A 21,087-nucleotide genomic window follows, 5' to 3' on the forward strand; every position below is an offset into this window, starting at 1 on the left:
TAAGACCAGCTCGGTAAGCAATATCTTCCGGTCACGCCCGCAACCATTCGGCTAAGCCAATACCAGCCGATCTTATTCCGGCAAAACAAGCCGCCAGCGGATCGCCCGAACGAAATTAAGATGCGTACGATTTTGCTAATTGGGCTCGTTTGGGTCCGGTAGCCGCATCCCTTCCTGAAAATTAACGTCGTCGGCATAAACACATACCGGGTGAGCTCCGGATATCACCCCGTATTCACACGTTTGGTCGATTCTCAGTCGATACGCCTCAATCAGGCATCCGCGGTCTTTACAGGTATTCCGCTTGGCCATCCAGGAGCGCTGCTCTGCCTTGAGATCTGCCTTCGAGCCGCCGAAATCAGCTTCGATCATCGACGAGTAATTGTCTGCCAACACTGAATCAAGCTTGCTGAGGACTGGATCATCGCAAATCCGCTTTTCGATCCGGCTTATCGCCTTCGTGCAGTCGAAGGACGCCGCCGAAACCGTTGATGCTATAGCTAGAAAGACGATCGTGAACGGGATTTTCATCGTAGAAAGCGAGAGTCCTTGGCTTCGATGACGCTATGCTACTCTAAACTACGAGGGCTGTCCGCTTGAGCACAGGGGTTATAGGTCACTTAATAAATAACTGCCGATTGACTGAGTCCACTACCTCTTCAATATATGTGTACTTACCAATGTTCAAATCTGGTGCCAAGCCATTTTCATACATCTGCCACACTTGCTGATATACGTGCCAGATAGACGTAAGTGCGTTTTCTATTTCATCAAAGTTTGCTCTCTGAGATAGCTTAAAGATTTCTTCAGGATCTGTATAAATCGCATGAGCATGGACTTTAGATGCGATGACTGTATAGAGGCTTTTCATTTTCTTACTATTATGTCTGACGAGGCTAGCGAGTTTCTTAAACTCCTCTTCTGTTGGCTCGTGGACATCCTCCATAAAGGCATCTATCCATTCGTGCGCATTCGCGCACCCCTCCGTCTTTCGTTTTCGAAGAGACACCGACGAGAACTGATCAATGTGATCGATACAGTATTTTATAAATGACTGAAATGTAAATGTATCCCCACTCGAATCGAAGAGCCTACGGATACCAATAAATAACTTACTTTCCAGCGCTGATTCGAAGATCTTCCAAAAGTGGACATTCTTATTGAGTTCGTTAACCGACTTCTGATCAGTCAGGAGAATTGAAAACTGACGAAGCGCATACAACGCCCGTAGACTTGTTTCGGCTTCGTGTCGCAAGGTATTGAGATGTTCACGCATTTTAAGCATAGCAAGACGTCAAATAGTCAACAGTATTGTCTACCATGAGTCATCTCACCACTCGATAAATTAGCGGATCAAAGGGCCTTTCCCTGTTCGTCCATCATACCGGCAATTGATAAATTGACGCAGGTAAAGACTTAACACACCAATCACGATCTCAACCGTTCCACCACGCCCATTCCCACCATTCGCCCGCTAGCCAAACAAGCAGTCAACAAATACCCCCCGGTCGGCGCTTCCCAATCCAGCATTTCGCCGGCGCAGAATACGCCGGGCAGTTTGCGCAGCATCAGGTTTTGATCCAGTTCGGTGAATTCGACGCCGCCGGCGCTGCTGATGGCTTCTGCGATCGGGCGTGGGCTGTGCAATTGAATGGGCAGGGCTTTGAGCGCGGCGGCCAGTTGCGCCGGGTCATTCATTTCGTCGGCGGTTAATAGTTCGCGAAGCAGCAGGGTTTTGACGCCGTCGATGCCGAGCCGTTTGCGCAGGTGGTTGCTCAGGCTGTCCTTGTCGCGCGGTTTTGCCAGGCGTTCGACGATGTTTTCCGCGCTGCGGTCCGGCAATAAATCCAGCCACAGCGTCGCCGAACCGGCAGAGGCGATTGCGTCGCGCAGCGGCGCCGACAGGGCGTAGATCAAGCCGCCTTCCAGCCCGTAGTCGGCAACGGTCAGTTCGCCTTGCTGACTGAAAGTTTCGCCGCTTTCGTTGCAAAAACTCGCGACCACCGATTTGAGCGGTTGGCCGGCGCAGCGTTGGCGGAATACCTCGCTCCAGCGGGTTTCAAAGCCGCAGTTGGCCGGGCGGAGCGGCGACAAGCCGATGCCGCGTTCGGCCAGAATTTCAGTCCAGGCCCCGGTCGCGCCCAGTTGCGGCCAACTACCGCCGCCCAGTGCCAAGACGGTTGCGTCGGCCTGGATCAGACGTGCGCCGTCCGGCGTGGCGAAGCGCAACCCGCCGTCCGCCCAGCCCAGCCAGCGGTGGCGCATTTTGAATTGCACGCCATCGCTTCGCAGCCGATGCAGCCAGGCGCGCAGCAACGGCGCGGCTTTCATTTCGGTCGGAAACACGCGGCCGGAACTGCCGACGAAGGTATCGATACCAAGCTGGTTGATCCAGGCCCGCAAATCGTCCGGGGTAAAGGCTTTGAGTATCGGTTCCAATTCGGCGCGGCGCGCGGGGTAGCGGGTCACAAAGGTGTCGAAGGCTTCGGCGTGGGTGATGTTCATGCCGCCTTTGCCGGCCATCAGGAATTTGCGTCCGGCCGACGGCATCGCGTCGTAGACGCTGACCTTGATTCCGGCCTGGCTTAACACCTCGGCCGCCATCAGGCCGGCAGGGCCGGCACCGACGATGGCGACGCTTGCGCTAGGGCTGTCTAACATGTTCAGTTGCGGATTGCGCGCGGGGCGCAGGGGTGGGGGCTTAAAACCGGTTGCGGTCGCGCGCGGCCCAGAATTGGGCGGCCAGGGCTTCGGCCTGCGCTTGATCGTCGGCCTTGCCCAATAATTTCAAGGCGATAGCGGCGGTGCCGATCACGGTAGCCTGACCGAATTCGTCGTTCAGTTCGCCGCGCCAGACTTGGGCCAATAGCTGCGGCTCTAGCGATTCGGCTTTCATGTGGCGGCGTTCGAACAACGCCGGCCAGGTTTCGTCGCTGAGTTCGCCGCCGTGCACGCTTTGCACCAGACACTCGACGTCCGGGTTACGTTCGGTTTCGCCGCCTTCGCCTTTCAACACCGCCATGTGCTGTTGATTTAACAACTGTGCCGCTCTCTGATGCACCTGGCGGTAGCTGGGATGGAAAATGCCTTGAATGCTGGCGGTGGCATCGAACGGATTCAATAATCTGACCAAAGTGTGTACCGGCGAGCGTAGGCCCATGACAGGCCGCAGATTGATCATGTCGTACAGTTTCGGGCAGATGTGCTCCAGCGACAGGTAGCTGAAGTTGGTGCGTTCGATTTGTTGGCCGGCTTCGGCGATCGACTGGGCGGCGTCGATGCCCAGCGCCCGCAGCACGTTTTCGGTATACAGCCGGCCTTGAGTATGGCCGCCGGCACCGTGCATGAACACTTTGACGCCGTTTTCGGCCAGCAGCAAGGTGGACAGCAAAAACCACGGCAGGTGTCGGCGTTTGCCGGCATAAGATGACCAGTCCAGGTCCACCGCCACTTTGTTGTCGAAAGCGAAACTTTCCCGCGCCGCCGCAACGAAACCGGCCAATTCCTCGCAGGTTTCTTCTTTGACCCGCATCAGCATCAAGAACGCGCCAAGCTGGATCGGCTCGACCTGGCCGTCGGCCAGGATCATTTTCATGGCCCGGTAGGCTTCTTCCTGCGTCAGCGGCCGGGCGCCTTTTTTGCCCTTGCCGAGAATTTTGATGAATTCGGCGAACGGATGCTCTTCGGTGATCAGCGTCATGAGATGGACAGCGGGAAGTAATGGTCGATTAGCAAGGCGGCGAAGATCAACATCAAATAGATGATGGAGTAACCGAAGGTGCGCATCGCGGTTTTATTGTCTTTTTTGCGCATCATCTGAATCGCGTAGTAGATGAAGCCCAGGCCCAGCAACAAGGCGGTGGCCAAATAAATCAGGCCGCTCATGCCGGTCAGGTAGGGCAAAAGCGTCGAAATCAGCAGCAGAATGGTATAAAGCAAAATTTGCAGGCGGGTGAATTCGACGCCGTGGGTGACCGGCAGCATCGGAATCGATACCTTGGCGTATTCGTCGCGTTTGGCAATGGCCAGCGCCCAGAAATGCGGCGGGGTCCAGACGAAGATGATCAGGAACAGCAGCAAGGCGTGCGGATGCACTTCGCCGGTGATCGCCGCCCAGCCCAATACCGGCGGTGCCGCGCCGGCCGCGCCGCCGATGACGATGTTTTGCGGCGTCGCCCGCTTCAGGTAAACCGTGTAGATCAAGGCGTAGCCGATCAAAGACAGAAAGGTCAGGAACGCGGTCAGCAAGTTGATCTTGATGGTCAGAATCGCCATCGCGATAAAACCGATCACGCTCGCGAACACCAGCACTTGCCGGGGTTGCAAATGCCCGGTCGGTAGCGGCCGGTTCTTGGTGCGCGCCATTTCGGCGTCGGCTTTTTGGTCCAGGAAGTGGTTGATCGCCGCAGCCGACGACGCGGCCAGGCCGATGCCGACCGTGCCGTACAGAAAATTGGCTAACGGCGGCATGCCGGGGACGGCCAACAGCATGCCGACGATGGCGGTAAACACGATCAACGCAACCACTCTGGGCTTGCAGAGCTCGTAGTAGTCTTTCCAGGAAAGCGAGGCGGTGGTGTCTGGCATCGAGTAGCAAATGGATTGGAACGCGTTCAAACATATAGAATAACAGTGAACCAATGATTATTAAAACAATCACAGGCGCTCACCATCTTTTAGTCAACGAGGGATTTATGAAACACAGGCTTGCAGCGCTGGCGCTGCTTTGTCCGGTTGTGCTGGCGCACGCCGAGGACAGTAAGGTGTACGAACATGTTTTCGCTAACGGCTTGAAACTGCTGGTGAAGGAAGACCACCGCTCGCCGGTGGTGGTATCCCAGGTCTGGTACAAAGTCGGTTCCAGCTACGAGCCGGGCGGCATCACCGGCATCTCGCACATGCTGGAACACATGATGTTCAAAGGCACCGAAAAATATCCGGCCGGCGAGTTCTCCCGCATCATCGCCGAGAACGGCGGCAGCGAAAACGCCTTCACCGGCCAGGATTACACGGCTTATTTCCAAACTCTGGAAAAATCGCGACTGGAGATCAGCTTCAAGCTGGAAAGCGACCGGATGCGCAATCTGAATCTGAAAGCCGAGGAATTGAAGAAAGAATTGGAAGTGGTGACCGAGGAGCGGCGGATGCGCACCGACGACCAACCGCGCGCCAAAGTCCACGAGCAATTCATGGCCACGGCCTTTACCAACAGCCCGTACCAGAACCCGGTGATCGGCTGGCCGTCCGATATCGCTAACTACCAGATCGAAGACCTGCAAGCCTGGTATCAAAAATGGTATGCGCCGAATAACGCCACCCTGGTCGTGGTAGGCGACGTCGACGCCAAGCAGGTCGAAAAACTGGCCGAACAGTATTTTGTCCCATTGCAACCCAGTACGATCAAGCCGGTCAAGCCGCAAGCCGAATCCGAGCAGCGTGGCGTGCGCCGCATTACGGTGAAAGCGCCGGCCAAATTGCCGTACCTGATGATGGGTTACAAAGTGCCGGTGTTGAATAGCGCCAAGCCGGAATGGGAGGCTTATGCGCTGGAAGTATTGGCCGGTGTGCTGGACGGCGGCGACAGTGCCCGCCTGCCGGCGCGGCTGATTCGCGGCAAGCAAATCGCGGTGTCCGCGGGTGCCGGTTACGATCTGACGTCGCGTTTGCCCGAGTTGTTTTTGTTGGAAGGCACGCCTGCCGAGGGCAAAACCGTGTTCGACCTCGAATACGCCTTGCTCGACGAGGTGTACCAGTTGAAAAACGAGCTGATCGACAAGGACGAGTTGCAGCGGATCAAAGCGCAGGTGCTGGCCAGCTCGGTTTACCAGAAGGACTCCAACTTCTACCAGGCCATGCAACTGGGTACGCTGGAAACGGTCGGTTTGGGCTGGCAACGCGCCGACGAATACGTCGCCAAACTCAATCAGGTGACGGCGGAGCAAGTGCGCGACGTGGCGCGGAAGTATCTGATCGAAGACACCCTGACCGTCGCTTATCTCGACCCGCAACCGATCACCGAAGCCGCGAAACCGAAAAAACTGACAGGAGTTCATCATGCGTTTTAATTTAATCGGCTTATTGTTGCTGGCATTCAGCCAATTGGCCTGGCCGGCGGCCAAGATCGAACATTGGCAGACCGCGCAAGGCAGCCGGGTTTACTATGTGCGTACCGCCGGCTTGCCGATGGTCGACGTGCGGGTCGTGTTCGATGCCGGCAGCGCCCGCGACGGCAGCCAGTTCGGCGTCTCGGCTTTGACCTCGGCCTTGCTGGACAGTGGCGCCGGCGATTGGAGCGCCGACGATATCGCCCAACGTTTCGAGTCGGTCGGTGCCCAATATTCGGCTGGCGTCAGCGAGGATATGGCCTGGCTATCGATCCGTTCCCTGACCGAGAAGCCGTTGCTTGAAAAGGCCTTGGCCACCTTCGAAACCGTGTTGAGCCGGCCGGCTTTTCGCGAGGACGATTTCCAGCGCGAGAAGGCTCGCACTCTGGCCGGCTTGAAGCACCGGGAAGAATCGCCCGGTGAACTGGCAAGTATCGCCTTCGGCAAAGCATTGTACGGCGAACATCCCTACGCCCACCCCGAGACCGGCATCGTCCAGACCGTCGCCGGCTTTAGCGCCGACGATCTGAAAAAGTTCTATCAAACCTATTACGTCGCCGCCAACGCCATCGTCGTCATCGTCGGCGACGTCAGCCGGGAACAGGCCGAACAGACTGCCAACCAAGTGCTGGGTAAATTGCCGGTCGGCAGCAAACCGGCGGAAATTCCGGCGGTGACGATGCCGAGCCAGGCCAGCACTCAGCATATCGAGTTCCCGTCCACTCAAACCCACGTGCTGGTCGGTTTGCCCGGCACCTACCGCAAGGACCCGGATTATTTTGCCTTGTATGTCGGCAACCATATTCTCGGCGGCGGCAGCATGGTTTCGCGCTTGTTCGAGGAAGTTCGGGAAAAGCGCGGCCTGGCCTACGGCGCGTATAGTGTGTTTGCGCCGTTGTACCGGCAAGGGCCGTTCATGATGAGCTTGCAGACCCGTAACGACCAGACCGAGCAAGCACTCGGCGTGTTGCGCAAAACCTTTGCCGATTTTCTGGCACAAGGTCCGACCGAACAGGAATTGACTGCGGCAAAACGGAACATCACCGGCGGCTTTGCGATGCGTTTCGATACCAACAGCAAGTTGAGCGACTACGTGGCGATGATCGGCTTTTACCAGCAGCCTTTGGACTATCTGGATACCTTCCAAACTAACGTGGAAGCGGTCACGATCGAGCAGATCAAGGATGCCTTCAAGCGCCGGGTCAAACCGGAATTGCTGCAAACCGTCACGGTCGGCCAGAAGTCCTGATGGCAAATCAAATCCGCATCATCGGCGGCGAATGGCGGAGCCGGCAAATCGTATTCGACGATGCCCCAGGTTTGCGGCCGACGCCGGCGCGGGTGCGGGAGACCTTGTTCAATTGGCTGCAGGCCGATGTCTACGGCAGCCGCTGCCTGGATTTGTTTGCCGGCAGCGGCGCTTTAGGGTTCGAGGCTGCCTCGCGCGGCGCCAAGGCGGTGGTGCAGGTCGAGGATAATGCCGGAAATTGCAAACGCTTGCGGGAAAATATCGCCCGCCTGGCGACGGACCGGGTTCAGGTGGTGCAGCAGGATGCGGCCCGCTATCTGGCCGGATCGGCGCAGCAATTTGACTTGGTGTTTCTGGACCCGCCGTTCGGCCAAGGTTTATTGGAATCGGCTTGCCGCTTGCTGGAAAGCGGCGGCTGGCTCGGCGATTACGCCAAAATTTATCTGGAAAGCGAAAAAAACTGGCAAGCCGCCGATTTGCCGGCAAACTGGCGCTTATTGAAGGAAAAGGTGGCCGGCGAAGTGTGCTACCGGCTGCTGCAGCGGCAAGCCGCTGCCTTTGGCTCGGCTAATGGTTTAGAATGAGCGCCTTTTTGCCGCTGGCCAAGCCAATGAATATTACTGCGATCTATCCCGGTACCTTCGATCCGATTACCAACGGGCATCTGGATTTGATTCACCGCGCCTCAAGGCTTTATCCGCGGGTGATCGTCGCGGTCGCGGTCAGCCGGGGCAAACAGCCGTTGTTTTCGTTGGACGAGCGGGTCGATCTGATTCGGGAGGTGGTCACCGAATTCAGCAACGTCAGTGTGATCGGCTTCGACACGCTGCTGGTGGATTGCGCCCGCCAGCATCAGGCCAGCGTGATCATCCGCGGTTTGCGGGCGGTATCGGATTTCGAATACGAATTCCAATTGGCCGGCATGAATCGCCGTTTGTGCCCGGACATTGAGACCGTGTTTCTGACCCCGGCCGAACAATACGAATTCATTTCGTCGAGCATGATTCGCGAAATTGCCCAATTGCATGGCGACGTTTCCAGTTTCGTGCCCGACTTGGTCAAGCAACGTTTAACCGAAAAATTTTCCGAGGAGTAACTATGGCACTCATCATCAGCGACGACTGTATCAATTGCGATGTCTGCGAGCCGGAATGCCCGAACGGCGCGATTTCCCAGGGTGAAGAGATTTACGTGATCAACCCGTCTTTATGCACCGAGTGCATCGGTCACCACGACAAGCCGCAATGCATGGAAGTTTGTCCGGTGGACTGCATCGACAAGGATCCGGACCACGCCGAAGACAAAGACTCGTTGTACCGCAAGTATTTGAAACTGACGGCGTGATCTTTATGTGGTCGGCGCGGCCTGCGATGTTCTATGGCAATAGCAGTCGCATTGGCCGCATCGGCGATAACTCGAAGCCGTGGCGGTGGTAAAAACGTTGTCCGGCGCTGTTGTCGGCGTCGGTCAGCAAGGTAATTCGCCGGCAACCCTGCTGTTTGGCGAACGCCACGGCATGCTGTAGCAACGCAGAGCCGATCGCGCCGCCGCGCTGGTTTCTATCCACCACCATATCTTCCAGCCACGCCACGGGCGAACCCAGCGCCGTCGATACGCTGAACAGCAAATTGACCATCCCCAGAATTTCGCCGTCGCGCCGCGCCACCAAAATCCGCCCCAGTGCCGGTTCGGCAATGATTTGACTCAAGCCGCGGCGTTGCGCAGTTTCATCCGCGACAAATTCGGCTTCCTGTTCGAATAATTGCGCCAACAGGCGGCACATCGCCGGAATGTCGGCCTCGCTGGCGGTAACGATTTGCATGCTCTGATCTCCTGCTTAAGCCCATAGTCTTGTCGAGTCTAATACAGTAGCGTCGGGCGACGGTAATGTTGGCTGATTGCGGTGCGGTTGATGCCGTTTCGGCGGTTTGCCTTGCCTGCCCAATCCCGATCAACTACAATCCCCGACCTTCTTTCAGGTGTTGGCGCCGAATCTCGGCCAAACTTAAACAGGAAGTCGGTGCGGCAAATTTCGTTTTGCCCATGCCGACGCTGCCCCCGCAACGGTAGATAAGTAAAGAGCCGCGTTTTTTGCCACTGTGCGTTTTGCATGGGAAGGTGCGCGGTTCAGGCCTTCAAGCCGCTTATAAGCCCGGAGACTGGCCCGGAAGATCATTCGAGACAGCGGAGGGCTGTTACGGAATGGTCGCAGCCTGTCTACGCCTTTTCCTGCTCGCTTGCCTCTGTCATAAAGTTACCCGTGTGCGCGGTGGGCGCAGAGGACAAAAATGCACAAATCTTATTTATCCCGGCTAATGTTAGCTGGAGCCGGCGCTGTTTTATCCGGCCAAACGCCGGCCGAACCGGCTGTCGATTTACCGGAAACCGTGGTTACGGCGACCCGCTCCGCCACCGTCGCCGACGAGCTTGCCAGCGCAACTACGGTGTTTACCCGCAACGATATCGAGCAACTGCAAGTTAAAACTTTACCTGACCTGCTGAAAGCCGCGCCGGGTGTGGATGTTACCCAGAACGGCGGTTACGGCCAGCAGGCCAACGTCTATATGCGCGGTACCAACTCCGATCATATTTTGGTGCTGATCGACGGCATCAAGGCCGGTTCGGTGACCTTGGGTACCACCGCGTTTCAGTTATTGCCGCTCGATCAGATCGAACGCGTCGAAATCACCCGCGGCCCGCAGTCGGCCTTGTACGGTTCGGAGGCGATCGGCGGCGTTATTCAAATTTTTACCCGCAAGGGCGCACGAACCGACACGCCCAGCATCAGCCTCGATGCCGGAGCCGGGTCGTTCGATACGTTCAACGGAGCCGGTACGGTTTCCGGCAAGTGGGGCGACAACTGGTATACCTTAGGCGCGTCGCATCTTGGCAGCCAGGGCTTCAACACCCGCAGCATAGGTGCCGAAACCGACCGCGATGCCTATTACAACACCGGCTTGAACGCGCGTTTCGGCCATCGTTTCGCGAATAATGCCGAAGTCGAGGCTTTTTTCATGCGTGCGGAAGGTAAAACCGAATACGACGGTACGCCGAATCGGACCGATTTCGTCAATCAAATGGTGGGTACCACTGCCAGTTTCGATATTTTGGAAGATTGGCGCTCGGTTCTACGTTTCGGCCAAACTGAAGACCAGTCCGGCAATTTTAACCGCGATGGCCGTTTCAATAGCCGTTACAACACTACGCGCTGGAATGCCAGTTGGCTCAACGAACTGCGCTTGGGCGACGATCACCGCCTGACGCTGGGTAGCGATTACCGGGTCGACGAAGTGCAAAGCACCGTGCGCTACAGCGAGGGGTCGCGTTACGACGTCGGCGTATTCGGCGACTTGCACAGCCGATTGTTTAAACAACATTTCGTCAACGCTGCCTTGCGTTGGGATCATAACCAGGCTTTCGGCGAACGGGTGACCGGCAATTTCGGTTGGCGCTTTAACTGGGATTACGGTTTAAGCGCGTTTGCCAGTTTTGGCAATGCGTTCAAGGCACCAACCTTTAACGATTTGTACTGGCCGCACAACGAGTCCAGTTTTTTTGGTACCACTTACATCACCGAAGGCAATCCGAGCCTGAAACCCGAGGAGTCGACGACCTTCGAGGCCGGACTCGGCGGCCAGCATGCTTGGTTGAATTGGCAGCTGCGCGCCTATCACACGAATATCGATAACCTGATCGATTGGGCAGGCGAAATCGTGAGTCCGACCATCTATCGTTACCAGCCGCAAAATGTCGATAAAGCCCAAATCGACGGTATCGAAGCGGAGTTGGGCGGCCAATGGTTGGGTTGGCAGAACAAGTTGAATTTAGGCCTACTCAGTCCGCGCAACCGGGAAACCAATCTGAATTTGGCCCGGCGGGCTGAACAAAGCCTGTCTTACGATTTGTCGCGTAGTATCGGTGCGGTCGACGTCGGCGGCCACGTGTTGGCGCAAGGCCCCCGTTACGACGACCGGGCCAATACCCGGAAAGTGGATGGTTTCGTTACCGTCGACTTGCGTACTGCTTACCATATCGACAAGCACTGGACGCTGAGTGCGAAATTGAACAATCTGCTGGATAAGCAATATCAAACCGTTGATACTTATAATACTGCCGGACGGAATTTTTTCTTTTCCATACATTACAACAACTGATCCATATTTTTCGGAGACTCTTCGATGACCATGCCTAGTTTTGCCGTCAAACCCGGTGCCGTCGCGCTGATGGCGTTGATGGCCGCCACTCGTTTTCACCACTTCGGTACGCCGTTTGCGCTGCCCGACGCCTCGCTGGCAGTGTTCTTCTTTGCCGGCTTTTGGCTGGGCGGCCGTTATTTGTTCGCGCTGCTGTTGTTGGAAGCCGGTTTGATCGATTATTTGTCGATTACCAAGTTGGGCGTCAGCGATTTTTGCGTTTCCAACGCTTACGGCTTTTTGGTCGGTTCCTACGGGGCGATGTGGTTGGGCGGCCGGTGGTGCCGCAAATTCACGGCGCTGACCGCGGTGTCGGCGACGCAACAATTCGCCGCGTTATGGGCGGCTGCCACGCTGGCGTTTCTGATTTCGAACGGTAGCTTTTACTGGCTGTCCGGGCGTTATCCCGAGCCGTCGTTCGGCCAATATCTGGAGCGGGCGGCGATGTACTATCTGCCGCACTTGTCGTCGACTTTGATTTACGGTGTCGTAATCTTCGGTTTGGTTAAAGCCGGCAAAGCTTTGCTCGCCGGCAAAGCCGCGCAGCAAGCGGTTTAATTTCGTTCGGGGCGGCGCGGTCCGCCCTGTCTCCCGTCTCCGATAGTCCGCACGCCGGATAGGCGCGGCGGCTCCCGTCTTTGCATTATTGAATGGCGTTGTTCTCGATTGTGCTGCTGGCTGTCGCCCTGGATTACGTTCTGGGCGAGCCGGACAATACTTACCATCCGCTAGCCGCATTCGGTCGTTGGGCGACTTCGGTCGAGCGGCGTCTGCTCAAACCCGAGCAGAGTCCGACCCGGCAAAAACTTGCAGGCGTTTGCGCCTTGGCGCTGGCTTTATTGCCGTGCGCGGCGGCATTGCCGATATTGCTGCTTCCGGACCAATGGCAAACTTTGTTCGGCATAGCGCTGCTGTATTTTTGTATTGCTCCGCGCAGCCTGCAACAGCATGCTGAAGCCGTGCGAGTGGCCTTGGCGGCGGGCGATCTGGAGCTGGCTCGCTGCCGGGTGGGCTACATGGTCAGTCGCGACACCGCAGGGTTGGACCAAGCCGCGGTCAGGCGGGCGGCAATCGAGTCGGTATTGGAAAATGGCGCCGACGCGGTATTCGCGCCGATTTTCTGGTTCGTGATCGCCGGCCCTTTTGGCGCCTTGCTCTACCGTTGCTGCAATACTCTGGATGCGATGTGGGGTTACCGTAACCGCCGCTACCGATATTTCGGCTGGGCTGCGGCGCGCTTGGACGATGTTCTGAATTGGGCGCCGGCCCGGTTAACGGCGTTCAGCTATGCGTTGCTGGGCCGCACCGTTCCGGCGTTAAGGGCCTGGCGCGAACAGGCCGGGTGGCTGGAAAGCCCCAATGCCGGCCCGGTCATGGCAGCGGGCGGCGCGGCGCTGAATCTGCAATTGGGCGGCCCGGCCGTCTACCACGGCCAGTTAAAGCCCAAGCCCTGGTTCGGCGGCGAGCAGCTGCCGGAAAATGGTGACATTGCTCGAGCCAGCGGCTTGGTTTACCGAACGCTTTGTTTATGGCTGTTATTGATTGCACTGGGAGGCGGATTTGCTTGAGCATGGCGGCCGCTTGCGGCAGGCGGCGAGCCGTTACGGCATTCCGTTGGCGGAATGGCTGGACCTGTCGACCGGCATCAATCCGAACGGCTGGCCGGTGCCGGCAGTTCCGGCCGAGTGTTGGCAGCGTTTGCCGGAAGACGATGATGCATTAATGCCGGCGGCGAGAGACTACTACGGAAATTCGTCGATATTGGCTGTGGCCGGTTCGCAGGCGGCGATTCAAACGCTACCGTTGTTACGCGGCAGGTCGCGGGTCGGCGTATTGGCTCCGGCTTACGCCGAACACGCTGCGAATTGGCAGCACGCCGGGCATCAATTGATTGAGTTGGCGCTTCATGCCGAAGCGATCGAGCGGGCACTGGATGATTTGGATGTGTTGATTATCATCAATCCGAACAACCCGACCGGCACCTTGTGGGAGCCGGACCGCTTGTTGAATTGGCATCGGCGCTTGAGTCGGCGCGGCGGCTGGTTGCTTGTCGACGAAGCGTTTGCGGATAGCATCCCGGAATACAGTTTGGCGGGGTTTCCGGTACGTTCGGGCCTGATCGTGCTGCGTTCTATCGGTAAGTTTTTCGGTTTGGCCGGGATCCGCTGCGGATTCGTAATCGCCGAAGCCGAGCTGCTGGTGCGACTGGCCGAAGCGCTGGGGCCTTGGTCGATCAGCTATCCCAGCCGTTACGTCGCGGCGGCGGCATTGGCGGATCGTGAATGGCAACAGAACAATTCTATCGAGTTGAAGCAGCAAGGCCAGCGCTTGCAGCAGCTGCTGGATGCGGCCGGTTTCGCGCCGACCGGCGGCTGTGATTTATTTCAGTGGGTGGCCAATGAAAAGGCAGCTTTGCTGCACGATGCACTGGCCAGGCAAGGGATTCTGACCCGTTTGTTCGATTCACCGGCCAGCTTGCGCTTTGGCTTGCCTGGGAATGAGCAGGTTTGGTACAAGTTGGCTAGGGTTCTTAGGGAGCCGAAAAGTCAAGAATTACGCGACTTTGCGCGACCTTGAGTACAGATAGACCAATGCGGATCCCATCAACCAAATTGCTCCGGGCAAGGGTACCGGCTGCAGAGGAATCGATTGAACGTTGTAGCTCGTGATGATTCCGGCACCACGAAAATCCTCATTAGTGCCTAATTTCCGATTGATTTCCAACACAAAAAACTTAGGCTCTGGTAATTTTAATAACGCTTGATAATCGTGGCTTTCCAAATCAGTAGCGTTAAAAGTGTTGCGGTCGAAAAACGCAGTTAACGAAAATTCGGCTCCTGAAATCAAATTGTTGCCCGAATATTTGTTGTCCAATGACGCCATGCTTATTGTCAACGTGTCATGGATGATCGAAGGGATAATTCCGGCAAATCCGCGTTCCGCAACGGTGCTCTCGGATATTGCAGGTTCATCGTCGAGAAAATAAGCTGTGATAATGTGGTTGCCCAACGAAAAGGGTTGGCTGTTGATGAGCAACGACGACGATGTGTTTTCGGTATACATCAGCCGTAGGTCTCCCGGTGCGGAGTCGACATAATTCGGCGAAAATGCATTTAAAGTCATTTGTCCGGAAAACGTACCGTTAATGAAGTTGACAAAATCGCCGCCATAGGTAAATTGCAGTGCGGCTTGCGGACTAGCTGAGTAAAGCACGAGAGAGAGAAAAGCGAGTAAAGTCTTCATAGTCTTTCCTTAGGTTGGATTGGCGGGTTCGCTCTGCAGGCTGTATCCTCTTTCAATGAGAGGGCGTTGCGACTCGGGAACGATCTCGTTCGCTAGTTTGGATTATCCCTTCAGCCTAAGATCAACGTCAACCGATAATTCCCGAATAACAATGGTTTGAATTCAATTCGGCTCTGGCTGGATTGATTCGGAGTCAAGTATGATTCGGAAATATTACCGATCTGTTAACGATTCGCTGAAGAGGGAATCAATGGCATGGAGAGAGAACCTTCGCTGAATTGGCGGCAATCGCTCGATTCCCGGTATTGGATGTTGGCCGATTTAGCGGTTGTCAAAACAGCTTATCCAATATCGACATCACAATTTCCACGGCAATCAGCCAAATGATGATCCATTCCAAGGTCGACGAATGCTGGTGTTTCTGCTCGTCGGCCAGCATCTCCAGCAGCTCGTGGATTGTCTCCAACTTTTTTGACAATACGTCGGTGCGCGGCTGGATTTCCAAATAATTCGCCGCCATCGAATAAATGCCTTGGTATTCCGGATGTTCCCAGAAAAATTCCGGCGTATCGAGGAGGTCGTAGTTGAGGATGATGTCGCTCTTGGTCAAGAACAACTTGCCGCGGATTTTGGCCATGGCCTTGCGGTTCAGTTTGATCGTGCCTTCCCTGGCCAACGACTGCGGCAAGTGGCTGGTGGCCCGGATCGTGTCGATGGCGTTACCCTCGAAGGCCGCAAGTTTGATTGACTGCGCCATCGCATGCGATAACGCCAGCAGCACTTTGACGTCCGCCGATTGCAATTCGATATGGTCGTGCTGGAACCGGTCCTGCTCGCAACCCACTTCGTAGCTGAAGTTGTCTTCCTGCGGTTCGTCGTCCGGCTTGATGGCGTAATCCAGCAACAATTCCTGCAAACTGCGGCGGTCGTCCAGATTCAGATTCCAGCACACCATCACACCGTAAGCGAACACGATCGCATAGCCAGTTTTGTAATCAATGATCAATGCATTGCGGAACAATTGGGCGCGGGTGGTTTCCAGCAGTTTTTCCCGTAGCGCCGAAAAACGGAATGATTGCGCCAAACAAACCGTCAAGCAACGTTTAATGGCTCTTTCTTCTGTCATGGTGATGGTCTCGGGTCGGATTGAGCTTAGTTTGCAACATCTTGCCGGCAAAATGGTTAAAATAACCGTTTAAATTCACCTACCGAAAGCTCATTGCTAAGCGTCATGTCTACCAACTATAACACCGATGATTTGAGAATTTGCGAAACCAAGGACGTGGTAGCGCCGATTCAGGTTCATGAAGAAATTCCGATGACGGAATTCGCGGCAGCCAATATCCTGAAAACGCGGGCGGCAATTCATAACATTCTGACCGGTGAAGACGACAGGCTGCTGGTCATCATCGGCCCCTGCTCGATACACGATCCCAAGGCCGCGGTGGAGTATGCACAGCGTTTGAAACAGGAAATGGATGCGCTGCAAAACGATTTGGTGATCGTGATGCGGGTCTATTTCGAAAAGCCGCGCACCACGGTCGGTTGGAAAGGCTTGATCAACGATCCCGATTTGAACTCCAGTTTCAACATTAATAAAGGATTGCGACTGGCGCGCCAGGTCTTGCTCGACGTCAATAATCTAGGGGTGCCGGCGGCGACCGAGTATCTGGATTTGATCACGCCCCAATACGTGTCGGACCTGATTTCCTGGGGTGCGATCGGCGCCCGCACCACCGAGAGCCAGGTACACCGGGAGCTGGCTTCCGGCTTGTCCTGCCCGGTCGGCTTCAAAAACGCGACCGACGGCGGAATCAAGATTGCGATCGATGCGATTAACGCGGCGATGAGTCCGCACCACTTTCTGTCCTTGACCAAGGAAGGCCGCTCGGCGATTTTTTCCACCCGCGGCAACGAAGACGCCCACATCATTCTGCGCGGCGGCAACAATCGGCCGAATTACGACGAAGTCAGCGTCGAGCAAGTCGCCGAAGGTTTGGTCGCGGCCGGTTTGCGGCCGAATATCATGATCGACTTCAGCCATGCCAACAGCTCGAAAAAATACGAGCGGCAAATCTTGGTCGGCCAGGATGTGGCCGATCAAATCCGCGGCGGCGACAAACGCATCATCGGCGCGATGGTGGAAAGCCACTTGGTCGGCGGCCGCCAGGATGTCGAAGAGGGCAAGCCGCTGGTCTACGGCCAAAGCATCACCGACGCCTGCCTGTGCTGGGAGGACAGCACCGAATTGTTACACCATCTGGCCGGTGCCGTGCAACGCCGCCGCACTGCCCATACTCACAAGGCTTAAATTCATGAAAATACTGGTAAACGGCGACAGCCGGGAAATCGGCGAAAACGCCACCGTTGCCGATCTGATTGCCGAGCTGGGCTTGGCCGGCAAACGCATCGCGGTCGAATTGAACAAGGAAATCCTGCCTTACACCCAGCATGCGACGCAGCGCCTGCAAAACGACGACAGGCTGGAAATCGTCCAAGCCATCGGCGGTGGCCAGGACGATTTTTTCACGCTGGCCGGTAAACAATACCGCTCGCGCTTGCTGGTCGGCACCGGCAAATACAAAGATCTGGAAGAGACCCGGCTGGCCACCGAAGCCAGCGGCGCCGAGATCGTCACCGTCGCGATTCGCCGCACCAACATCGGCCAGAATCCCGGCGAGCCCAACTTGCTGGACGTGATTTCGCCGGATAAATACACCATCCTGCCCAATACCGCCGGCTGCTACACTGCCGACGACGCGGTCCGCACCTGCCGGTTGGCGCGGGAACTGCTGGGCGGGCATAAGCTGGTCAAATTGGAAGTGTTGGCCGACCAATTGACTTTGTTTCCCGACGTCGCCGAAACCTACGTCGCCGCCGAATTGCTGGTCAAGGACGGTTTCGACGTGATGGTGTATACCAACGACGACCCGATCGCCGCCAAACGTCTGGAAGAAATCGGCTGCGTTGCGGTGATGCCTCTGGCCGCGCCGATCGGCTCGGGCTTGGGCATCCGCAACCCATACAACATTTTGACCATCGTCGAAAACGCCAAGGTGCCGATTTTGGTCGACGCCGGCGTCGGCACCGCGTCCGATGCGGCGATTGCGATGGAACTGGGCTGCGACGGCGTGTTGATGAATACCGCGATTGCCGCTGCGAAGAATCCGGTGCTGATGGCCTCGGCGATGAAAAAAGGTATCGAAGCCGGCCGTGAAGCCTTCCTGGCCGGACGCATGCCACGTAAGCGCTTCGCTTCGGCGTCGTCGCCGATTGATGGGTTGTTTTTGTAACAAACCGTATGGAAATATCAGGGCGCTTAGTATTCAAGCTTTTGATATTAGCGATTTCCCTTGGGATCTATTTTTTATTAAAAACCATTATTCCAAAGTTGGGTTTCGAGAGTCTGCACAAAAAAGTAATGCTGATAGTTGTTGTTAGTTCAACTGCACTTTTAATTTTTGTGACTTTTAAATACGGAACTTAGGTTGGGGTAGTCCAGTAGAGCGTAACCAACGCATTGACCAACGTTCCGGTTATGCTCTTCCAATCCGGCCCACCGCACGCGACCTGATACCCTCAAGCCTTTAATCATGAGCGCCATAAAACCAGCCACTGAAAATGAAGTGATTTGCTACTGCAGCGGCACCACCGCACAACAAATCAAGCAACTGCTCGACGACGGGGTTACTGATCCGGAGCGTATCTCCCGCATCACCGGCGCCGCGTCGGGGTGCGGCGGCTGCGAGTTCGAGTTTCAGCAATTGATCGCCGCGTATAGCCAAGAGGGCTGATTCGGATGGCCTGCTGCGACGATCCCACCGAACCGAAGAAACTCGATCGCCGGGAACTGATTCGTTTGCAGGAGCAATACGGTGAGTTGGTGCGCGACCTGTTCACCGAAGATCCGGAACGGGTGATCCTGAAACTATTGAACGGCGCCAGTCCCTATCTGACCGAATTGGCCGCGTTGAACGCGCACCATGCCTCGGTCAGGCTCAGGGCCATCGAGTTGCTGGGCCATAACAGTGCCGCCGTGCTGCGCCAGATCCTCGATAAACAAGCCGGCAGCGAATTTGCCGCCGCCGCCCAAGCCCGCTTGGCTCAATTGCAACGCTAAACCACCATTCTTTCTTCCCCACGCCGCTTCGACGGGGCCCGGCACGATAGCCGGTAAATTCCTTGCTACAATGCCGCGCAACTGAATCCGGCACAGGTGGACGAATCATGCGATTGTTATTGGTAGAAGACGATGCCATTTTAGGCGATGGCCTGAAGGCCGGCCTGACCTTGGAAGGCTACGCGGTCGACTGGCTGACCGACGGCGCCCAGGCCGACGAGGCATTGAAGCTGAACCATTACGACCTGATCGTGCTGGATCTGAATCTGCCGCGAATGGACGGCATGACGGTTCTGAAAAACCTGCGCCGGCGCAAGGACAGTACGCCGGTGTTGGTGTTGACCGCCCGAGACGGCATTGCCGAACGGGTGGCGCTGCTGGATAGCGGTGCCGACGATTTCGTCGCTAAACCCTTCGACTTGGCGGAGATTTGCGCCCGCTTGCGCGCGCTGGCGCGCCGCCACGAAGGCCATAGCCTGCCGTTGCTGGAGCACAAGGGCGTCACCGTCGATCCGGCCGCGCACCAGGTGTTCTACCACGGCCAGCCGGTCGATCTGGCGCAAAAAGAGTTCGAAGTGCTCAGTTATCTGATCAGCCACGTCGGCCAGGTGATTTCCCGGGCCCGCCTGGAAGAAGCGCTTTACGCCTGGGGCTCGGAGGTGGAAAGCAACGCGGTCGAGGTGCATATCCACCATTTGCGGAAAAAACTCGATACCAATTTGATCCGAACCATCCGCGGCGTCGGTTACATCATCGACGACAACTGATGGCCAAACGCCTGCGGTTGGCGCCGCGTTCGTTGAAAAAGCAGCTATTGCTGTCGCTGCTGTCCTCTTTGCTGCTGGTCTGGGGCGCCACCGCGTATATCAATTACCGGCAAACCCGCGACGAAATCGCCGAACTGTTCAATGCCGAACTGGCGCAATCGGCGCGGGTGGTGCACGCCTTCGTCGAAAATATGCTGCGCCAGCGGGCGCTGACCAAACTGTGGGAGCGCGAGAAAACTCCCGAGCTATTCGACACGCCGATTCTCGGCCATAAATACGAACGCAAGATCGCCTTCCAATTGCGTTCGGTGAAAGACGGCGTGATCCTGCGCTCGGAGAGTGCGCCGGAATTTGCCTTGTCGTTGACTCGCAACGGCTACAGCGAAACGCAAATCAACGAACAGCTCTGGCACGTCTTCAGCTTGAGCAGCGAAAACGGCGAGTACGTAATCCACGTCGGCCAGCGCGAGGATATCCGCCGGCAATTGGTGGAGAGTATCGCCGGCCAGCAAATCGTCGGGGTCTTGATTGCTCTGCCGATTTTGGGCTTGGTGATCTGGTGGATCGTCAGTCGTACCCTGTCGCCGGTCAACCGCTTGCAGCAAGAGTTGGCCAGCCGCGAGGCCGGCTACCTGCAGCCTTTGTCGGACCAGGGCTTGCCGGACGAGATGCGGCCGGTGGTGCAGCAAATCAACAGCCTGTTCGCGATGCTGGAACAAGCCTTCGCCAACGAACGCAATTTTACGTCCGACGCCTCGCACGAACTGCGTACCCCGCTGGCCGGGCTGCAAACCCAATTGCAGGTGGCACAAAAAGCCGCCGATCCCGCCATGCGCAGCCAGGCCATCGCCAAGGCGCAGCAGGCGGTGGTCAGAATGACGCATCTGGTACAGCAACTGTTGACCTTATCCCGCGTGCAACACCAGGCCGGCATCGCCATGCAGCCTGTCGACGTCTATCAGACTTTGGCCGATACCCTGGCCGATCTGGACCATCTGGCGCACGCCAAGCATATCGAGCTCGAATTGCACGGCCAAGCCGGCCTGGCGGTGGAAGCCAATCCGCAATTGCTGCAAATTCTGCTGCGCAATCTGCTGGATAACGCCATCAAATACACTCCCGCAGGCGGTGCGGTGCGGGCCACCTGCGGCCGCGACGAGGGATGGGTTTTGATTACGGTAGACGACGATGGGCCGGGTGTGGCCGACGGCGAATACGAACGCCTGAGCCAGCGCTTTTACCGTTGTGTGGAAACGGCGCATACCGCCGAGGGCAGCGGCTTGGGCTTGTCGATCGCGCAGCGCATCGTCGCGTTGCACGGTGCCCAGATCGGTTTTGCCAAATCGGCGATGGGCGGTTTGCAAGCCCGGCTGCGCTTGCTTGCTAAGGCCAGTCCCGGTTAGCGTAATCT

General features: G+C 56.7%; 23 protein-coding genes and 1 riboswitch. Of the genes, 15 read left to right on the forward strand and 8 right to left on the reverse strand.

What is annotated here, in order from left to right; translation table 11 throughout:
- Positions 1 to 135 precede the first annotated feature (135 nt).
- From AC0IM9_RS12995 to cyoE, 5 genes are all read right to left on the reverse strand, one after another.
- Entirely contained in the window at positions 136 to 531 is a 396-nt protein-coding gene (locus AC0IM9_RS12995; protein WP_482804285.1) for a lysozyme inhibitor LprI family protein, read from the reverse strand.
- A gap of 85 nt (positions 532 to 616) precedes the next feature.
- Complete coding sequence (locus tag AC0IM9_RS13000; RefSeq protein ID WP_482804286.1) at positions 617 to 1,276, reverse strand: AbiU2 domain-containing protein; 660 nt, start codon at positions 1,274 to 1,276, stop codon at positions 617 to 619.
- 152 nt (positions 1,277 to 1,428) lie between these two features.
- Positions 1,429 to 2,661, reverse strand: a complete 1,233-nt coding sequence (locus AC0IM9_RS13005) for a TIGR03862 family flavoprotein (protein WP_482804287.1) — start codon at positions 2,659 to 2,661, stop codon at positions 1,429 to 1,431.
- 40 nt (positions 2,662 to 2,701) lie between these two features.
- Complete coding sequence (locus AC0IM9_RS13010; RefSeq protein WP_482804288.1) at positions 2,702 to 3,700, reverse strand: glycosyl transferase family protein; 999 nt, start codon at positions 3,698 to 3,700, stop codon at positions 2,702 to 2,704.
- Positions 3,697 to 4,587, reverse strand: a complete 891-nt coding sequence (cyoE, locus tag AC0IM9_RS13015) for a heme o synthase (protein ID WP_140910767.1) — start codon at positions 4,585 to 4,587, stop codon at positions 3,697 to 3,699. The genes AC0IM9_RS13010 and cyoE overlap by 4 nt, the downstream gene beginning before the upstream one ends.
- Before the next feature lie 107 nt (positions 4,588 to 4,694).
- Between cyoE and AC0IM9_RS13020 the strand changes: the two genes are divergently transcribed.
- Genes AC0IM9_RS13020 through AC0IM9_RS13040 form a run of 5 tightly spaced genes read left to right on the forward strand, consistent with a single transcriptional unit; the run spans position 4,695 to position 8,697 of the window.
- Positions 4,695 to 6,065, forward strand: a complete 1,371-nt coding sequence (locus tag AC0IM9_RS13020) for a M16 family metallopeptidase (protein WP_482804289.1) — start codon at positions 4,695 to 4,697, stop codon at positions 6,063 to 6,065.
- Entirely contained in the window at positions 6,055 to 7,353 is a 1,299-nt protein-coding gene (locus AC0IM9_RS13025; protein WP_482804290.1) for a M16 family metallopeptidase, read from the forward strand. Before AC0IM9_RS13020 ends, AC0IM9_RS13025 begins: the two co-directional genes overlap by 11 nt.
- A complete protein-coding gene (gene rsmD / locus AC0IM9_RS13030; protein WP_482804291.1) occupies positions 7,353 to 7,937 on the forward strand; it encodes a 16S rRNA (guanine(966)-N(2))-methyltransferase RsmD in 585 nt (194 codons plus the stop codon). The genes AC0IM9_RS13025 and rsmD overlap by 1 nt, the downstream gene beginning before the upstream one ends.
- Before the next feature lie 26 nt (positions 7,938 to 7,963).
- Complete coding sequence (coaD, locus tag AC0IM9_RS13035) at positions 7,964 to 8,449, forward strand: pantetheine-phosphate adenylyltransferase (RefSeq protein WP_140910784.1); 486 nt, start codon at positions 7,964 to 7,966, stop codon at positions 8,447 to 8,449.
- 2 nt (positions 8,450 to 8,451) lie between these two features.
- Positions 8,452 to 8,697: a YfhL family 4Fe-4S dicluster ferredoxin gene (locus tag AC0IM9_RS13040; RefSeq protein WP_140910763.1), complete on the forward strand. Its 246-nt coding sequence runs from the start codon at positions 8,452 to 8,454 to the stop codon at positions 8,695 to 8,697.
- A 31-nt stretch (positions 8,698 to 8,728) separates the two neighbouring features.
- Here AC0IM9_RS13040 and AC0IM9_RS13045 read toward each other — a convergent pair whose 3' ends face one another.
- Positions 8,729 to 9,175 (reverse strand): GNAT family N-acetyltransferase, encoded by a 447-nt coding sequence (locus tag AC0IM9_RS13045; protein ID WP_482804292.1) that lies wholly within the window; start codon positions 9,173 to 9,175, stop codon positions 8,729 to 8,731.
- A gap of 138 nt (positions 9,176 to 9,313) precedes the next feature.
- Positions 9,314 to 9,535, forward strand: a riboswitch (cobalamin riboswitch).
- A gap of 106 nt (positions 9,536 to 9,641) precedes the next feature.
- Between AC0IM9_RS13045 and AC0IM9_RS13050 the strand changes: the two genes are divergently transcribed.
- The 4 genes from AC0IM9_RS13050 to cobD all read left to right on the forward strand — a co-directional run bounded on the left by AC0IM9_RS13050 (position 9,642) and on the right by cobD (position 14,123).
- Positions 9,642 to 11,507: a TonB-dependent receptor domain-containing protein gene (locus tag AC0IM9_RS13050; protein WP_482804293.1), complete on the forward strand. Its 1,866-nt coding sequence runs from the start codon at positions 9,642 to 9,644 to the stop codon at positions 11,505 to 11,507.
- Positions 11,508 to 11,531: 24 nt separating this feature from the next.
- On the forward strand, positions 11,532 to 12,104 hold the full coding sequence (locus AC0IM9_RS13055; protein ID WP_482804294.1) for a hypothetical protein: 573 nt from the start codon (positions 11,532 to 11,534) through the stop codon (positions 12,102 to 12,104).
- Between the two features lie 92 nt (positions 12,105 to 12,196).
- Positions 12,197 to 13,114 carry an adenosylcobinamide-phosphate synthase CbiB gene (gene cbiB / locus AC0IM9_RS13060; RefSeq protein ID WP_482804295.1) on the forward strand — a complete coding sequence of 306 codons (918 nt, stop codon included), beginning with the start codon at positions 12,197 to 12,199 and terminating at the stop codon, positions 13,112 to 13,114.
- Entirely contained in the window at positions 13,107 to 14,123 is a 1,017-nt protein-coding gene (gene cobD, locus AC0IM9_RS13065) for a threonine-phosphate decarboxylase CobD (protein WP_482804296.1), read from the forward strand. The genes cbiB and cobD overlap by 8 nt, the downstream gene beginning before the upstream one ends.
- Here the strand turns inward: cobD and AC0IM9_RS13070 are convergent.
- Positions 14,100 to 14,789: a hypothetical protein gene (locus AC0IM9_RS13070; RefSeq protein WP_482804297.1), complete on the reverse strand. Its 690-nt coding sequence runs from the start codon at positions 14,787 to 14,789 to the stop codon at positions 14,100 to 14,102. The genes cobD and AC0IM9_RS13070 overlap by 24 nt on opposite strands.
- A gap of 331 nt (positions 14,790 to 15,120) precedes the next feature.
- Positions 15,121 to 15,915 carry an RMD1 family protein gene (locus AC0IM9_RS13075; protein ID WP_445371895.1) on the reverse strand — a complete coding sequence of 265 codons (795 nt, stop codon included), beginning with the start codon at positions 15,913 to 15,915 and terminating at the stop codon, positions 15,121 to 15,123.
- Positions 15,916 to 16,020: 105 nt separating this feature from the next.
- Here AC0IM9_RS13075 and aroG point away from each other — a divergent pair, with 105 nt between their 5' ends.
- The 6 genes from aroG to AC0IM9_RS13105 all read left to right on the forward strand — a co-directional run bounded on the left by aroG (position 16,021) and on the right by AC0IM9_RS13105 (position 21,079).
- Positions 16,021 to 17,100: a 3-deoxy-7-phosphoheptulonate synthase AroG gene (aroG, locus tag AC0IM9_RS13080; protein ID WP_140910755.1), complete on the forward strand. Its 1,080-nt coding sequence runs from the start codon at positions 16,021 to 16,023 to the stop codon at positions 17,098 to 17,100.
- Between the two features lie 4 nt (positions 17,101 to 17,104).
- Positions 17,105 to 18,082 (forward strand): sulfur carrier protein ThiS, encoded by a 978-nt coding sequence (gene thiS / locus AC0IM9_RS13085; protein ID WP_256609008.1) that lies wholly within the window; start codon positions 17,105 to 17,107, stop codon positions 18,080 to 18,082.
- Between the two features lie 300 nt (positions 18,083 to 18,382).
- Complete coding sequence (locus tag AC0IM9_RS13090; RefSeq protein WP_482804298.1) at positions 18,383 to 18,583, forward strand: (2Fe-2S)-binding protein; 201 nt, start codon at positions 18,383 to 18,385, stop codon at positions 18,581 to 18,583.
- Positions 18,584 to 18,588: 5 nt separating this feature from the next.
- The gene (locus tag AC0IM9_RS13095) at positions 18,589 to 18,909 is read left to right on the forward strand and encodes a hypothetical protein (protein WP_140910749.1); all 321 of its coding nucleotides are present in this window, start codon (positions 18,589 to 18,591) and stop codon (positions 18,907 to 18,909) included.
- Between the two features lie 107 nt (positions 18,910 to 19,016).
- The gene (locus tag AC0IM9_RS13100) at positions 19,017 to 19,676 is read left to right on the forward strand and encodes a response regulator (RefSeq protein WP_445371890.1); all 660 of its coding nucleotides are present in this window, start codon (positions 19,017 to 19,019) and stop codon (positions 19,674 to 19,676) included.
- Positions 19,676 to 21,079 (forward strand): ATP-binding protein, encoded by a 1,404-nt coding sequence (locus AC0IM9_RS13105; protein ID WP_482804299.1) that lies wholly within the window; start codon positions 19,676 to 19,678, stop codon positions 21,077 to 21,079. Before AC0IM9_RS13100 ends, AC0IM9_RS13105 begins: the two co-directional genes overlap by 1 nt.
- Positions 21,080 to 21,087: the final 8 nt, after the last annotated feature.

The sequence above is a fragment of the Methylomonas sp. Uni0011 genome, assembly GCF_056850255.1.

Coding starts and splice junctions, on each gene's coding strand:
- AC0IM9_RS12995 (WP_482804285.1), bottom strand. CDS start 531: ATGAAAATCCCGTTCACGATCGTCTTTCTAGCTATAGCATCAACGGTT.
- AC0IM9_RS13000 (WP_482804286.1), bottom strand. CDS start 1,276: ATGCGTGAACATCTCAATACCTTGCGACACGAAGCCGAAACAAGTCTA.
- AC0IM9_RS13005 (WP_482804287.1), bottom strand. CDS start 2,661: ATGTTAGACAGCCCTAGCGCAAGCGTCGCCATCGTCGGTGCCGGCCCT.
- AC0IM9_RS13010 (WP_482804288.1), bottom strand. CDS start 3,700: ATGACGCTGATCACCGAAGAGCATCCGTTCGCCGAATTCATCAAAATT.
- cyoE (WP_140910767.1), bottom strand. CDS start 4,587: ATGCCAGACACCACCGCCTCGCTTTCCTGGAAAGACTACTACGAGCTC.
- AC0IM9_RS13020 (WP_482804289.1), top strand. CDS start 4,695: ATGAAACACAGGCTTGCAGCGCTGGCGCTGCTTTGTCCGGTTGTGCTG.
- AC0IM9_RS13025 (WP_482804290.1), top strand. CDS start 6,055: ATGCGTTTTAATTTAATCGGCTTATTGTTGCTGGCATTCAGCCAATTG.
- rsmD (WP_482804291.1), top strand. CDS start 7,353: ATGGCAAATCAAATCCGCATCATCGGCGGCGAATGGCGGAGCCGGCAA.
- coaD (WP_140910784.1), top strand. CDS start 7,964: ATGAATATTACTGCGATCTATCCCGGTACCTTCGATCCGATTACCAAC.
- AC0IM9_RS13040 (WP_140910763.1), top strand. CDS start 8,452: ATGGCACTCATCATCAGCGACGACTGTATCAATTGCGATGTCTGCGAG.
- AC0IM9_RS13045 (WP_482804292.1), bottom strand. CDS start 9,175: ATGCAAATCGTTACCGCCAGCGAGGCCGACATTCCGGCGATGTGCCGC.
- AC0IM9_RS13050 (WP_482804293.1), top strand. CDS start 9,642: ATGCACAAATCTTATTTATCCCGGCTAATGTTAGCTGGAGCCGGCGCT.
- AC0IM9_RS13055 (WP_482804294.1), top strand. CDS start 11,532: ATGACCATGCCTAGTTTTGCCGTCAAACCCGGTGCCGTCGCGCTGATG.
- cbiB (WP_482804295.1), top strand. CDS start 12,197: ATGGCGTTGTTCTCGATTGTGCTGCTGGCTGTCGCCCTGGATTACGTT.
- AC0IM9_RS13070 (WP_482804297.1), bottom strand. CDS start 14,789: ATGAAGACTTTACTCGCTTTTCTCTCTCTCGTGCTTTACTCAGCTAGT.
- AC0IM9_RS13075 (WP_445371895.1), bottom strand. CDS start 15,915: ATGACAGAAGAAAGAGCCATTAAACGTTGCTTGACGGTTTGTTTGGCG.
- aroG (WP_140910755.1), top strand. CDS start 16,021: ATGTCTACCAACTATAACACCGATGATTTGAGAATTTGCGAAACCAAG.
- thiS (WP_256609008.1), top strand. CDS start 17,105: ATGAAAATACTGGTAAACGGCGACAGCCGGGAAATCGGCGAAAACGCC.
- AC0IM9_RS13090 (WP_482804298.1), top strand. CDS start 18,383: ATGAGCGCCATAAAACCAGCCACTGAAAATGAAGTGATTTGCTACTGC.
- AC0IM9_RS13095 (WP_140910749.1), top strand. CDS start 18,589: ATGGCCTGCTGCGACGATCCCACCGAACCGAAGAAACTCGATCGCCGG.
- AC0IM9_RS13100 (WP_445371890.1), top strand. CDS start 19,017: ATGCGATTGTTATTGGTAGAAGACGATGCCATTTTAGGCGATGGCCTG.
- AC0IM9_RS13105 (WP_482804299.1), top strand. CDS start 19,676: ATGGCCAAACGCCTGCGGTTGGCGCCGCGTTCGTTGAAAAAGCAGCTA.